The sequence below is a fragment of the Allobosea robiniae genome (assembly GCF_900102525.1).
Taxonomy (GTDB): domain Bacteria; phylum Pseudomonadota; class Alphaproteobacteria; order Rhizobiales; family Beijerinckiaceae; genus Allobosea; species Allobosea robiniae.
This window is the reverse complement of record NZ_FNBZ01000002.1, coordinates 159,459-172,365: the sequence shown is the minus strand read 5'-3', so window position 1 is coordinate 172,365 and position 12,907 is coordinate 159,459. Positions and strand designations below refer to the sequence as shown.

The window sequence follows — 12,907 nt, the reverse complement described above, 5'->3', positions numbered from 1 at the left end:
ATTTCCGAAGACCGAGGCCTCAAGCCATGACTGCGACCACCGGACCCCGCACCCTCTACGACAAGATCTTCGACGACCACGTCGTCGACCGGCAGGATGACGGCACCTGCCTGCTCTATATCGACCGCCACCTCGTCCATGAAGTGACGAGCCCGCAGGCTTTCGAGGGCCTGCGCATGACCGGCCGCAAGGTCCGGGCGCCTGAGAAGACGCTCGCCGTCGTCGACCACAACATCCCGACGACCGACCGCAGCAAGGGCATCGCGGAAGAGGAAAGCCGTATCCAGGTCGAGGCGCTCGCCAAGAACGCCAAGGACTTCGGCGTCGAGTACTTCAACGAGCTCGACAAGCGCCAGGGCATCGTCCACATCGTCGGCCCCGAGCAGGGCTTCACCCTGCCCGGCACGACGATCGTCTGTGGCGACAGCCACACCTCGACGCACGGCGCCTTCGGCGCCCTCGCCCACGGCATCGGCACCTCGGAGGTCGAGCACGTGCTCGCCACCCAGACGCTGATCCAGAAGAAGGCGATGAACATGCTCGTCCAGGTGGACGGCACGCCTGCGCCCGGCGTCGGCGCCAAGGACATCACGCTCGCCATCATCGGCGAGATAGGCACCGCCGGCGGCACCGGCTCGGTGATCGAATATGCCGGCGAGGCCATCCGCGGCCTGACCATGGAAGGCCGCATGACCCTCTGCAACATGTCGATCGAGGGCGGTGCCCGCGCCGGCATGGTCGCGCCGGACGAGAAGTCCTTCGCCTATCTGAAGGGCCGCCCGAAGGCGCCGCAGGGTGCCGCCTGGGACGCTGCCGTCCGCTACTGGGAAACGCTGCGCACCGACGAGGGCGCGCATTTCGACCGCGTCGTCCGTCTCGATGCCGCCAACCTGCCGCCGATCGTCTCCTGGGGCACGAGCCCCGAGGACGTGATCTCGGTGCTGGGTGCGGTTCCGGACCCGGAGCTGATCACTGATGAGGTCAAGCGCGCCTCGAAGAAGCGCGCGCTCGAATATATGGGCCTGACCGCCGGCACGAAGATCACCGAGATCCCGCTCGACGTGATCTGGATCGGCTCCTGCACCAATGGCCGCATCGAGGACCTGCGCACCGTCGCGAAGATCGTCGAGGGCAAGAAGCTCCATGAGAGCCTCGACTACGGCATGATCGTTCCCGGCTCCGGCCTGGTGAAGGAGCAGGCCGAGGCCGAGGGGCTCGACAAGATCTTCATCGCCGCCGGCTTCGAATGGCGCGAGCCCGGCTGCTCGATGTGCCTCGGCATGAACCCCGACCAGCTCAAGCCCGGCCAGCGCGCCGCCTCGACCTCGAACCGCAATTTCGAGGGCCGTCAGGGCTATCGCGGCAGGACACATCTCGTCTCGCCGGCGATGGCGGCGGCGGCGGCCCTCACCGGCCGCTTCGTCGACGTCCGTACGCTGGGCTGAGGCGGACAGGCGGGGAGCTCATCATGCCGAACGATCCCCGCGAAACCGGCCGCGCCGCCGAATCCAAGGCGGCGCTGGACCGGGTCAAGCGCGACAGCGAAAGCCTGCTCGGCTCCTCGATGGGCCGGGCGGCCGACCATTTCTCGGGCGCCGATGCGCCCGAAGGCGACAAGGTCGAGCTCTGGGGCCGGCGCATCGGCCGCGCCCTCTCGCTCGTCGGCGTCATCGTGCTGGCCTGGTGGCTCGGCTACCAATTGAAGATCTGGTGATGGGCAGGGCCGTGGACGCCAGGGTCGTAAAAACCGCGGAGATCGATTGGGACGGGGCCAAGGCGCCGTCGCAGGAGGCGTTCGAGGTTTTGGCCCAGGCCGCCTTCGACCGCCTGCCCGAGGAATTCCGCGCGCTCTGCTCGGATGTGATCTTCAACGTCACCGAGTTCCCCGAGGACGACGTGCTGAAGGAGCTGGAGGCGGAGAGCCCGTTCGACCTGCTCGGCCTGTTCAGCGGCGTCGGCCTGCCGCAGCAGGGCTATTCCCCCCAGACCGGCCAGATGCCCAACACCATCCATCTCTATCGCCGGCCGATCCTCGACTACTGGGCCGAGCATGACGAGAGCCTGGGGGCCATCGTCAGCCATGTCATGATCCACGAGATCGGCCACCATTTCGGCTTCTCCGACGAGGACATGGAAGCCATCGAAGCCGCGGCGGAGCGCTAGGCGATGCTCGACGAACTGATCCGCAACCTGCCCGGCCTGATGCTGGTCTACTCGGCCTTCATCCTCGCGGTCGCGAGCCCCGGCCCGAGCAATCTCCAGGTCATGGCGACCTCGATGGAGCGCGGCCGCGCCGCCGGCTCCACCCTGGCGCTCGGCGTCACAGCAGGCTCCCTGACATGGGGCATCCTCGCCGCCGTCGGCGTCACCGGCATCGTCGTGGCTCATCCCGGCGCGCTCTATGCCATCAAGATCGTCGGCGGGCTCTACCTGCTCTTCCTCGCCTGGCGCTCGGCCCGCTCGGCGATGCGCGCCGAGATGCCCCCGGTGAAGGCTGCCGCTTCGGGTCGCCGCACCTTCCTGCGCGGCTACCTCATGCACATCACCAACCCGAAGGCGATCCTGAGCTGGACGGCGATCATCGCGCTGGCCCTGCGGCCCGATACGCCGCCGGTCGTGCTCTACGCCATCATCGGCGGCTGCATGCTGATCTCGCTCGCGATCAACCAGTTCTATGCCGTGCTGTTCTCCACGGCATCGATGATCGCGGGCTACCGCCGCATCCGCCGCCGGGCCGAGGCCTGCCTCGCCGCCTTCTTCACCTTCGCCAGCTTCAAGCTGCTGACCACGCAGCTCTGATTTCCGTCACCGCAAGAACATCGCCAAAAAGGCCCATCGGAGTTTCCGCCATGCAGCCCTTCACCACCCTGACCTCGACCCCCGCGCCCATGAAGGTGGTCAATGTCGACACCGACATGATCATCCCCAAGCAGTACCTGAAGACGATCAAGCGCACGGGTCTCGGCACCGCTTTGTTCTCGGAGATGCGCTACAAGGAGGACGGCTCGGAGAACCCCGATTTCGTGCTGAATCAGCCGGCTTACCGCAAGGCGGAGATTCTCGTCGCTGGCGACAATTTCGGCTGCGGCTCGTCGCGCGAGCACGCCCCCTGGGCCCTGCTCGATTTCGGCATCCGCTGCGTGATCTCCACCAGCTTCGCCGACATCTTCTACAATAACTGCTTCAAGAACGGCATCCTGCCGATCAAGGTCACGCCCGAGCAGCTCGACATGCTGTTCGACGATGCCGAGCGTGGCTCCAACGCGACGCTGACGATCGATCTGGCGAACCAGACGATCAAGGGCCCGGACGGCGGCGAGATCAAGTTCGAGATCGACCCGTTCCGCAAGCACTGCCTGCTCAACGGCCTCGACGATATCGGCCTGACCATGGAGAAGGGCACGAAGATCGACGCCTATGAGGAAAAGCTGAAGCAGCGCGCCTGGGCTTGAGCTCAAACGTCATTCTCGGGCCGCGCCTGGCGTCGCCCGCGAATGACAGTGCTCTTTAGACCACCAGTCCCTGCACGGGCTTGAGATCGCCGGTCTCCGGAAAGACCTTCTCGGCCAGAACCGGGCCGGACAATCCGAAGAGCTCCGAGACCACGCCCTTGGCGATCGCTCGGATATCCGTCGTCGGCTTGAGATCGCGGTTCTGATAGAGCTGCTCGGGCTTCAGGCCCGGCCAGTCGGCGACGACTCGGCCACCCTTGACGCCGCCGCCGACAAGGAAGGCGACGGTGCCGGTGCCATGGTCGGTGCCGGTCGTGCCGTTCACCGCAGCGGTGCGGCCGAATTCGGTCGCGACCATCACCACCGTATCCTTCCAGACCGGCCCGAGCCCTTGCTCGAAGGCGGCGAAGGCGCCGTCGAGCCCGCCGAGCAGATTGGCGAGACGTCCCTTGGCTCCGCCCTCGTTCGCATGGGTGTCCCAGCCCTCGAAAGCGAGCGCCGCAATGCGCGGCCCGTCATCGGCGCCGACCAGCGCGGCCGCGCCCTCCGCGATGCGCCGCATGCCCTCGGCCGTGTCCGGCCCGCCGCCGCCCTTCTGCTCGCCGGCCATGCCGCGCCGCTGCGCCAATCCTTCGGTCTCGATCGCCTGCGCCAGCGCGCGCGCCAGTCCTGGGTCGCGCTGGCCGTAGAGATCGGCGAGCCGCATCGTCAGGTCGCCGCCGGCGCGCGCCATCCGTGGCGGCGCCCAGCCCAGCACCGGCGCATCGCCACGCACCACCAGCGGCGGCACGACGCCGACGCCGAGCACGCCCTTGCGCGAAATGCCCTCGCCGGCCGGCAGGTTCGCGATCAGGCGGTTGAGCCAGCCGCTCTCCGTGCGCCCCGCACCCGGCTGGCCGCTTTCCAGAACGTCCTGCCCGTCGAAATGCGAGCGCTCGCGATAACCTGTGGCGGCCGCGTGGACGATCGTCGCCTGGCCCTGCCTGTAGAGCCGCGCCAGATTCGGCATCGCCGGATGCAGGTAGAAGAAGCCGTCGAGCGGCAGCGCCGCCTCCGACCCGTCCTTGGCGAGCGCAATGCCCTCCCGCAGTCCGGCATAATCGGGATCTCCGATCGGCGGCACGGCCGAGAGCCCGTCGAGCGCACCGCGCAGGATCACCAACAGGAAGCGTGGATCGCGAGCTCCTGCGGCCGCATAGGCGAATTTCGGCACGAAGGACCAGGCGAAGAGCGCACCGGCCGCGCCGAGCACGGCACGTCGCGATGGTGTCATCCGTTCGCAATCATCGTCGTCGTGATCGACCATCGGCGTCACCTCCGCTGGAATTCGGGCGACATCAGCAGGAGCGCAATCGCCTGCGGCTTGCTCTCGGCCCGCGCCACCGCCTGCTTCGTTTCGGGCGAGAGCAGCGGCCCCAGCACGTCCTCGGTGAGCACGCGCGGGTCGGCGACGGAGCCGGCGGCCTGCCGCCCCCAGCCCGCGGCGACATCGACGCGCGTCTTCAGGCCCTCGGCCGAGGCCCAGGCTGCATTGTCGTCGGCGTAGCCATTGGGGCCGGACGGTTGCCAGAAGGGCTGGCCCATGACGCCGACCGGCCCGATGATCTGGCCGAAATCCGGCTTGCGACCGAGCGCACGATAGGAGGCCACCAGAAATTCCTGCGGCGACCTGATCTTGCTGGCCGGCGCCCGCCAGGCAGCGTCATCCTCGACCAGGGCGCGATAGACGCTCGACAGATCACCGCCGCCCTGCCGGAACGCCAGCGCCAACTTCTCGACCAGAGCGCGCGGCGGCGTATCGGCGACGAAATGGCGGGCAAGCTTCGTCGCGATGAACCTGGCCGTCGCCGGGTGATGCGCCAGATCGGTCAAAGCGGCGATGCCCTGTGCCTTGCCCGGCTGGTCGTAGCGGCGCCCCAGCAGGGGCGTCACGCCGGGCTCGTGCAGGCCGGCATTGAAGGCGAAGGAACCGGGCAGGCCGAGCCCGCCCTCGCGCCCGACCACAGTCCAGCCCGTGATGATCCGGGCGAGATTGGTCACGTCGGCCTGAGCATAGCCGCCGGAGACGCCGAGCGTGTGCAACTCCATGATCTCGCGGGCGAGGTTCTCGTTGAGGCCGCGTCCGCGACGCTTTCCCGCTAGGGAGTTCGGACCGACAGACTGGCGATTGTCGAGGAAATCCAGCATCGCCGGATGGCTCTCCGCCGCGATCAGCATGTCCTCGAAGCGGCCGAAGACATGCGGCCGGATCGCCTCGCGCTCATAGGCGCCGGCCATGATCCGGCTCATGTTGCTCTTGGTCGCACCGATGCAGAAATGGTTCGACCAGAACATCACCAGCCGCTCGCCGAACCCGGTCTCGGCCGTAAGCGCGAGATCGACACGGGCCTTCACCTCATCACGATAGGTCCGGTACGGCAGCGCTGGCTCGTTTGCGGGCTTCGGCGCGGGAGCCATCTGGTTCTGTGACCCGGCCGGCAGACCCTGCGGCACGGCGCTGGCCATTTGCGTGTCTGATGCCGGCGCAGCCACAGCAACGCGACGCGCCTCGCGCTCCCGCTTCTCCTGATCCTCGAAATCATAGAGTGCCTTGCCGATCTCGGCCGCGCCAGAAAAGGTCACGCCCTCGGGCTGCGCGACTCTGCCGGCCGCGATCTCGGCCAGAAGCCTGTCGTGAACCTGCGCCCGCGCGGCTTCGCCCTGCCCGGGCTTCGGACCCAGGCCGAACCGCTGCAGTGCAATCGCCCCTGCCTTCAGTCCGCCCGCCTCCGCCATCCGCACAGCCTCCGCTGATCGTGATGCGAGGATCGGTGTCGACTATGGCGAAAAGCCGACGACTTCCATGACAATTCGGCAATGTTGGTCGGGGGAGGCCGCCGAAATCCTCGCCAAATGAGCGGATTTTGCCTGAACTCTGGCTTAGCGCGTTTTCTTGCCGGATAGGTTGAGCGCGACAGCCTCGCCGATCAGAGCCTTGAAGGCGTCGCGATCTACTACTTCGCCCTCGCGGATATCGATCGCGCGGCGGGCATTGCCCTCCAGGCTCGCATTGAACAGGCCGGCGGGATCGGCCAGCGAGGCGCCCTTCAGGAAGGTCAGCTTGACCACGCTCTTGTAGGTTTCGCCGGTGCAGATGATCCCGCCATGGGACCAGACCGGCACGCGGCGCCACTTCACCTCCTCGACCACGTCGGGATCGGCCTCCCGGATCAGCGCGCGCATCCGCGCCAGCGTCGCGCCACGCCAGTCGACGAGCGATTCGATCTTCTCGTCGATCAGCCGGGCAGCGGCCGGATCCTGAATTTCGTCCTTCGCCATGACCGCTCCCTTCGCGCCAGAGCCTAGACCACGACCGTGATCGCCTCGGCCGCGCGCGTCAGGCCGGTATAGAGCCAGCGCGCCCGATGCTCGCGAAAGGCGAAGCTCTCGTCGAAGAGCACGACATCATCCCATTGCGAGCCCTGCGACTTATGCACGGTCAGCGCATAGCCGAAGGTGAACTCGTCGGTGTGCTTGCGCAGCTCCCACGGTATCTCCTCTTCGGTGCCGTCGAAGAAATTCGGCATCACCGAGACCTTGACCGCCTTGGCGCCGGCATCGTCCTCGGGCGTCACCCGCATGGTGACGAGCCCCTTCTTCGAGGTCTTGATCTCCTGCACGATCCAGGAGCCGCCATTGAGCAGGCCCTTGCTCTTGTCGTTGCGCAGGCAGACCAGCTTCTCGCCCGCAACCGGGCTGTTGTCGGTACGACCCATCAGCTGGCGGATACGGGCATTGTAGTTACGCCGCGTCTTGTTCATGCCGACCAGCACCTGATCGGCCCCCATGACGATCTCGGGATTGATCTCGCCGCGCCGGATCACCCGGCTCGGGCCGTAATCGCCGAGTTCGAGCTGCCCGCCCTCGCGCACGATCATCGACATCCGCACGATCGGATTGTCCGCCGCCTGCCGGTGGACCTCGGTCAGCATCACGTCCGGTTCCTGCTCGGTGAAGAAGCCACCGCCCTTGACCGGGGGCAACTGCGCCGGGTCGCCCAGCACCAGAACCGGCGTGCCGAAGGAGAGCAGGTCCCGGCCCAGCTCCTCGTCGACCATCGAGCATTCGTCGATGATGATGAGCTTCGCCTTGGCCGCGGCGCTGTCACGGTTGAGCGCGAAGATCGGGCTCTCCTCGTCGACGCCGCGCGAGCGATAGATCAGCGAATGGATGGTCTGCGCGCCATGGCAGCCCTTGTTGCGCAGCACGAGCGCGGCCTTGCCCGTATAGGCGGCGAAGACGACGTCGCCATCGACCGCCTCGGCGATATGGCGCGCGAGCGTGGTCTTGCCGGTTCCGGCATAGCCGAACATGCGGAAGAGCTGCGGCTCGCCGGTTTGCAGCCAGCGCGCCACGGCGGTCAAAGCCATATCCTGCTGGGGCGACCAGCTCATCGCGGAATCATCGTCGAAAAAGGCATGACGCAGATGGGGCCGAGTCGGGCTGGGAGGCAAGCCCGGCGCACCTGAAACCGCTCAGGCGGCGCGCAAACGCTGGACAAAAGCCGCGGCCTCCGCCTGCAAGGCATTGATCCGACGGTCGAGTTCCCTTGCGCTCGTCGCACCGGTATCGGCCTGGCCGACGGTCTGGAGATTGGCCGCCGCGATCTCGCCCATCGCCAGCGCCGCCGTGCCCGTGACGTCCGAGATGCGCGCCACGGTCTCGCCGAGCGAGCCCAGCAATTCGACATGCGAGCCGACCATCGTCGCGATCTCGGTTCCGGTCTGCTCGACCGCTGCGACGCTGGTGCCGATGGCGGAAACCGCTTCGGCGGCATGGGACAAAGCCTCGTCGGCCTGCACGATCCGGCTGACGATCCGCCCGGCGGCGTCCGAGGCCTGGTTGGCGAGCGTCTTCACCTCGGCGGCGACCACTGCGAAGCCGCGGCCATGGGCGCCCGCACGCGCAGCCTCGATCGTCGCGTTGAGGGCGAGCAGATTGGTCTGGCGCGCCACTGCGTCGATGATGCCCACGACATCGCGGATCTGGGCGGCGTTTTCGCTCAGGCGCGTCACCAGCGCATGGGTCCCGGCCGCCTCGCGGGTCGCCTCGGTCGCCATTTCCGAAACCCGTCTCACCTCGCGATTGATCTGGCCGACGACGAAATCCAGCCGCAGCGCCGCCTCGCTGGAGCGTCGTGCATCGATCCCCGCGCCATCGACGGACGCGGCTGCCGTCTCGGTGCTCCGCGATATCTGGTGGACGCGGACAGCGGCGTCCTGAAGCGCCATGCGGAGCGTCTCGCTCGCCCTGCCGATCTCGCCGAGCAGAACGCCGAGCCGTGCCTCGAACTCGTCGGCGATCCCGGCAAGCTCCGCATTGCGGAGCTGTTCGAGGCGCCGCGCATCGTCGGCCTCGCTTTCACGGGTCACCAAGGTCGCCCGGACCTCGCTGAGCTGGCGCACGACGCGGGCAAGCTGGCCGATCTCGTCGGCCCGGTCGCGATGCGGCACGTCGATGATCCCGTCGGACGCCACCGCCTGCTGGATCGCCTCCATCAGGTTGCGCAGGGGCCGCGTCAACTGGCTGCGCAGCATCAGCAGGGCCAGAAGCCCGCCACCCAGTGGCAGGAGGACCGCCAAAAGGATCGTCCGCAGACGAACGGCCTCTGCTCGCGCGCTGGCGCGGATGGAGGTCTCGCCTGCCCGCTTGGCGAGCTCGTCGCGCAAGGCAGCGGTGGTCGCGACGATCTCGTCGACATTGATGCGGGCCTCGGCCGCACCCGCCTCCAGCAAGGCGGCCTTGCCCGAGATCCGCTGGCCGATATCGACGATGCCGTGCTGGAAGGCGATGAAGGTCTTGATCCGCGCATCGAGCGTCGGATTGGCCTCGCGCAGGCTTGCCGGCAGGGCCGAGATCAGATGCGCACGTGCCGCGTCGACCAGCTCGATGGCGGCATCGAGCTTGCCGATCATCGCCTCGATCTCCTGCGGGGAGCTGTCCGTGTCGACCCGGCTGAGCAGCGCGGCGGCTGCGATCCGGCTGGACAAAAGCGAGGCGCTGCCGGCGAGGCGGATATCCGAGAAGGCGGCGGCATCGATGCGCCTTGCCTCATCGAAACCACGCAAGGCGCTGGCGAGGCCCAGCGCCCCGGCGAGAGCCAGCAGGGCGAAGAAAATCATGATCTTCGCCGTCAGTCCCAGTCGCCGCATCGCCGCCTCAGTCTCGTAGCTGCCGTCCATCTGGCAGAGGCAAACGAACACGAGGTTAACGCGAAGCGTGATGACGCAATAATATCAATACTTTAGCCGGTTATACAATAATCCACCCCCTTGCCCCGCCGATCGGAATTCGACCCGATTGCCCGGGATCGCGGGCCGGCCTAGCTTCGCACCATGAGACGACGTGCCAAACGGATTCTGCTGCTCTGCCTCGGCCTTGCCTTCATCGGCTATGCCGCTTTCGCTCTGTCGCCCTGGCCCACGACGCTGCTGACGCGCCTCGCCTTCGGCTATGGCGCCTCGAAGACCACGGCCGCGCTCGCTGGCCACGTCCCCTTCGGCATCCGCGAGCAGCGCGACATCCGCTATGGCAGCGCGGAAGACGAACGGCTGGACGTCTATCTCCCATCCGGCGGGCGGATCGAACCGGGGCGCCCGACCGTCGTCTGGATTCATGGCGGCGCCTTCGTCGCGGGGGATCGCGGAGATGTCGCGCCCTATCTCAAGATCCTCGCCGGGCGCGGCTTCGCGGTCGTCGCGGTCGGCTATACCCGCGCGCCGACCGGCCGCTACCCCACGCCGGTCCTGCAGGCGAACGCCGCGCTCGGCTTCCTGCAGCGCGAAGGGCAGCGCCTCGGCCTCGACCCGACGCGCATCGTTCTCGCAGGCGATTCGGCCGGCGCTCATATCGCCTCCCAGCTCGCTGCCGGCCTGACCGGCAAGGACTATGGCGAACTGCTCGGGTTGAAGCCGGCCATCGCGCCCACGAGCCTGCGGGGCACGGTGCTGTTCTGCGGCGCCTTCGACCTTACCGCCATCGACCTGACCGGGCCGTTCGGCAGCTTCGTCCGCACGGTCCTCTCCGCCTATTTCGGCGTGGCCAACCCACTGGACAGCGAGCGCCTGACCCAGGCCTCCGTCCCGCGCTATGTCACGGAAGCCTTCCCGCCGAGCTTCATCTCGGTTGGAAACGGCGATCCGCTGGCGCCGCAATCGGCGGCGATGGCGCAGGCCCTGCGCGACCGCGGCGTCAGGGTCGACACCCTGTTCTTCCCGCCCGAAACCGAGCCGAAGCTGCCGCATGAATACCAGTTCGATCTCGACCGCCCGGAAGGGAAGCAGGCACTCGACCGGCTGACGGCCTTCCTGAACGAGCTTTCGCGCTGACCGGAGCGCGTGGCGCCTACAGTACCAGCCTGAGCAACGGCGGCCCCGGCTTCTGCCGGGCAACCTCGATGAAACCGGCGCGCAGGAACACGCTTTCCGGCCCGACATAGAGCCCCTCCGCGCTGCGCTTGTCCCGATTGTCCATCGCCGCTGCCTCGATCAATCGCGCCCCGCTCTCCCGCGCGAAGGCGACGGCCCCATCGAGCAGCGCGCCGGTGACGCCCTTGCCGCGAAAGCCCCTGCGCACGAAGAAACAGGAGGCCGCCCAGTTGCCGATATCCTCGGCCGGCGCATCTGGCAGCGGCGTCGAGGCGCGGCGCGGATTGTTCCATTCGGGGATGTCGGCGCGCGGGCCGACCTGCAGCCAGCCGACTGGCTTATCCTCGGCATAAGCCAGCACGCCGGGCGGCGGCCCGTTCTTGACCCGATCCTCGAACAATTGCCGCGCGCCTTCGCCGAGCAAGGGTTTGCGCAAGCGCTGCGGCATGCGGAAATGATTGCACCAGCAGCCGTAACAGGGTCCCTGCGGGCCGAAGAGGTCCTCCAGATCGCCCCAGCGCTCGGGCGTCAGCGGCTTCACGTCAAAACCCGTCAGCACCATCGCGACCTCCCATCTGCAGCAAGGCGAAGCATCTGGACAGGCGGCCAAGTTCGGCAGATCACTGTGCGGCATTGCCGGAGGCCAGCGCCATGTCGCTTGAAGTCTATGCCGCCTATCTCATCGCCTGCATCGTCATCATCATCGTTCCCGGCCCGACGGTCACGCTGATCGTCGCCAACAGCCTGAAGCACGGTACCCGCGCCGGTCTCCTCAACGTGGCAGGAACACAGGCCGGGCTCGGCATCATGGTCCTCGTCGCCGGCATCGGATTGCGCTCGGTCATCGCCGCGCTCGGCCACTGGTTCGAATGGGTAAGGCTGGCTGGCGCGGCCTACCTGATCTGGCTGGGCTGGAAGATGTTCCGCTCGGCCGGCGCCGATCTCGACGGCTCAGCGCCGGCGAAGCCTCCGCGCGGCGGCTTCTTCCTGCAAGGTGCCTTGGTCGCCCTCAGCAATCCGAAGACGCTGCTGTTCTTCGGCGCCTTCTTCCCGCAGTTCCTCGACCCTGCCCGCGACCACGCCACCCAGATCGCAATCATGGGTGCGACGGCGCTCGCCTTCGCCGCTCTCAGCGATGGCGCTTATGCCCTGCTCTCGGGCAAGGCGGGCCATCTGCTGTCGCGCAGCCGCGTGCGGCTGCTGTCGAAGCTCAGCGGCGGCTTCCTGGTCGGCGGCGGACTCTGGCTCGCCTCGACGCGAGCGAACTGAGACCCTCTGCCCTCACCAGGTGATGGCCTCACCGGTATAGTCGCGGAAGCTATTGGTCTCAGCCATGCCCGAGGCGTCGATGGTACGGATCAGCCCATTGGCACTCTCGGCCGGCGTGATGTCGGCACCGCTGCCGCCCATATCGGTCTGGACCCAGCCGGGATGGAACAGCATCACGCTGACATCGCGCGCCCGCACGCTGTTGCCGAACACGACCATCGCCATGTTCACCGCCGATTTCGACGAGCGATAGATCAGCGCATTGCCGGGATTGGCCGCGAGCGAGCCCATCCGGCTGGAGATCGTCGCGATCTTGCGGCCCTGCCCCGCCTCGACATTCGGCAGGAAGGCCTGCGCCACCCGGATCGGCGCATAGACATTGACCTCGAAGACCTCGCGCCAGGCGTCGAAATCGACGTCGAGCCCGCTCTGCCGGTCGCGCGGACCATAAAGCCCGGCATTGTTCAGGAGCACGTCGATCGCCTGCCCTGCCAGGGCTTCCTTAGCCGCGGCGATGCTGGCGTCGGAGGTCACGTCGAGCTCGACCGGAATCAGCGCCGCCGGATGCTCGGCCGCGAGCTCGGCCAGCGCCCCGCCCCAGGGATTGCGCGCCGCCGCGATCACGCGATCGCCCCGGCGCAGCAACTCGATGGTGATGGCAAGTCCGATGCCGCGATTGGCGCCGGTGATCATCCAGGTCTGGGGCATGTCCGTCTCCTTGCAGGAGACTATCAGCTAGGCCTCTTCGCGAGGGCTTGCCAGAGCAACGAGCGCAGTTTC

At 67.5% G+C, this 12,907-nt stretch carries 14 protein-coding genes; 7 read left to right on the top strand and 7 right to left on the bottom strand.

The genetic code is table 11. From position 1 onward, the window contains the following. The first annotated feature begins 26 nt into the window (after nucleotides 1-26). From leuC to leuD, 5 genes are read left to right on the top strand one after another with little or no spacing between them, the layout of a single operon-like run. Nucleotides 27-1,445: a 3-isopropylmalate dehydratase large subunit gene (gene leuC, locus BLQ70_RS06460; RefSeq protein ID WP_091856314.1), complete on the top strand. Its 1,419-nt coding sequence runs from the start codon at nucleotides 27-29 to the stop codon at nucleotides 1,443-1,445. 23 nt (nucleotides 1,446-1,468) lie between these two features. Beyond that, nucleotides 1,469-1,714, top strand: a complete 246-nt coding sequence (locus tag BLQ70_RS06455; protein ID WP_061969392.1) for a hypothetical protein — start codon at nucleotides 1,469-1,471, stop codon at nucleotides 1,712-1,714. Further along, nucleotides 1,714-2,163 (top strand): metallopeptidase family protein, encoded by a 450-nt coding sequence (locus BLQ70_RS06450; RefSeq protein WP_082617550.1) that lies wholly within the window; start codon nucleotides 1,714-1,716, stop codon nucleotides 2,161-2,163. Before BLQ70_RS06455 ends, BLQ70_RS06450 begins: the two co-directional genes overlap by 1 nt. A 3-nt stretch (nucleotides 2,164-2,166) precedes the next feature. Next, nucleotides 2,167-2,799 (top strand): LysE family translocator, encoded by a 633-nt coding sequence (locus BLQ70_RS06445; protein ID WP_091856313.1) that lies wholly within the window; start codon nucleotides 2,167-2,169, stop codon nucleotides 2,797-2,799. A 50-nt stretch (nucleotides 2,800-2,849) separates the two neighbouring features. Beyond that, on the top strand, nucleotides 2,850-3,452 hold the full coding sequence (gene leuD / locus BLQ70_RS06440; protein ID WP_091856312.1) for a 3-isopropylmalate dehydratase small subunit: 603 nt from the start codon (nucleotides 2,850-2,852) through the stop codon (nucleotides 3,450-3,452). Nucleotides 3,453-3,507: 55 nt separating this feature from the next. On the opposite strand, the gene BLQ70_RS06435 is transcribed toward leuD, so the two are convergent. The 5 genes from BLQ70_RS06435 to BLQ70_RS06415 all read right to left on the bottom strand — a co-directional run bounded on the left by BLQ70_RS06435 (nucleotide 3,508) and on the right by BLQ70_RS06415 (nucleotide 9,643). Beyond that, nucleotides 3,508-4,758: a DUF1501 domain-containing protein gene (locus tag BLQ70_RS06435; RefSeq protein WP_244511929.1), complete on the bottom strand. Its 1,251-nt coding sequence runs from the start codon at nucleotides 4,756-4,758 to the stop codon at nucleotides 3,508-3,510. Nucleotides 4,759-4,763: 5 nt separating this feature from the next. Continuing rightward, nucleotides 4,764-6,227, bottom strand: coding sequence for a DUF1800 domain-containing protein (locus BLQ70_RS06430; protein ID WP_091856311.1), 1,464 nt, complete (start codon nucleotides 6,225-6,227; stop codon nucleotides 4,764-4,766). Between the two features lie 144 nt (nucleotides 6,228-6,371). Then, nucleotides 6,372-6,770 carry a DUF1801 domain-containing protein gene (locus BLQ70_RS06425; RefSeq protein ID WP_091856310.1) on the bottom strand — a complete coding sequence of 133 codons (399 nt, stop codon included), beginning with the start codon at nucleotides 6,768-6,770 and terminating at the stop codon, nucleotides 6,372-6,374. Between the two features lie 23 nt (nucleotides 6,771-6,793). Then, nucleotides 6,794-7,885 carry an ATP-dependent DNA helicase gene (locus BLQ70_RS06420; protein WP_091856309.1) on the bottom strand — a complete coding sequence of 364 codons (1,092 nt, stop codon included), beginning with the start codon at nucleotides 7,883-7,885 and terminating at the stop codon, nucleotides 6,794-6,796. An 81-nt stretch (nucleotides 7,886-7,966) separates the two neighbouring features. After that, entirely contained in the window at nucleotides 7,967-9,643 is a 1,677-nt protein-coding gene (locus BLQ70_RS06415) for a methyl-accepting chemotaxis protein (RefSeq protein ID WP_170843334.1), read from the bottom strand. 183 nt (nucleotides 9,644-9,826) lie between these two features. On the opposite strand from BLQ70_RS06415, the gene BLQ70_RS06410 reads away from it, so the two are divergent. Continuing rightward, entirely contained in the window at nucleotides 9,827-10,819 is a 993-nt protein-coding gene (locus tag BLQ70_RS06410; protein WP_061969407.1) for an alpha/beta hydrolase, read from the top strand. Between the two features lie 16 nt (nucleotides 10,820-10,835). On the opposite strand, the gene BLQ70_RS06405 is transcribed toward BLQ70_RS06410, so the two are convergent. After that, a complete protein-coding gene (locus BLQ70_RS06405; RefSeq protein WP_091856307.1) occupies nucleotides 10,836-11,420 on the bottom strand; it encodes a GNAT family N-acetyltransferase in 585 nt (194 codons plus the stop codon). An 89-nt stretch (nucleotides 11,421-11,509) separates the two neighbouring features. Here BLQ70_RS06405 and BLQ70_RS06400 point away from each other — a divergent pair, with 89 nt between their 5' ends. Then, complete coding sequence (locus BLQ70_RS06400; RefSeq protein WP_091856306.1) at nucleotides 11,510-12,127, top strand: LysE family translocator; 618 nt, start codon at nucleotides 11,510-11,512, stop codon at nucleotides 12,125-12,127. A gap of 12 nt (nucleotides 12,128-12,139) precedes the next feature. On the opposite strand, the gene BLQ70_RS06395 is transcribed toward BLQ70_RS06400, so the two are convergent. Beyond that, a complete protein-coding gene (locus tag BLQ70_RS06395) occupies nucleotides 12,140-12,835 on the bottom strand; it encodes an SDR family oxidoreductase (RefSeq protein ID WP_061969413.1) in 696 nt (231 codons plus the stop codon). Nucleotides 12,836-12,907 lie beyond the last annotated feature (72 nt).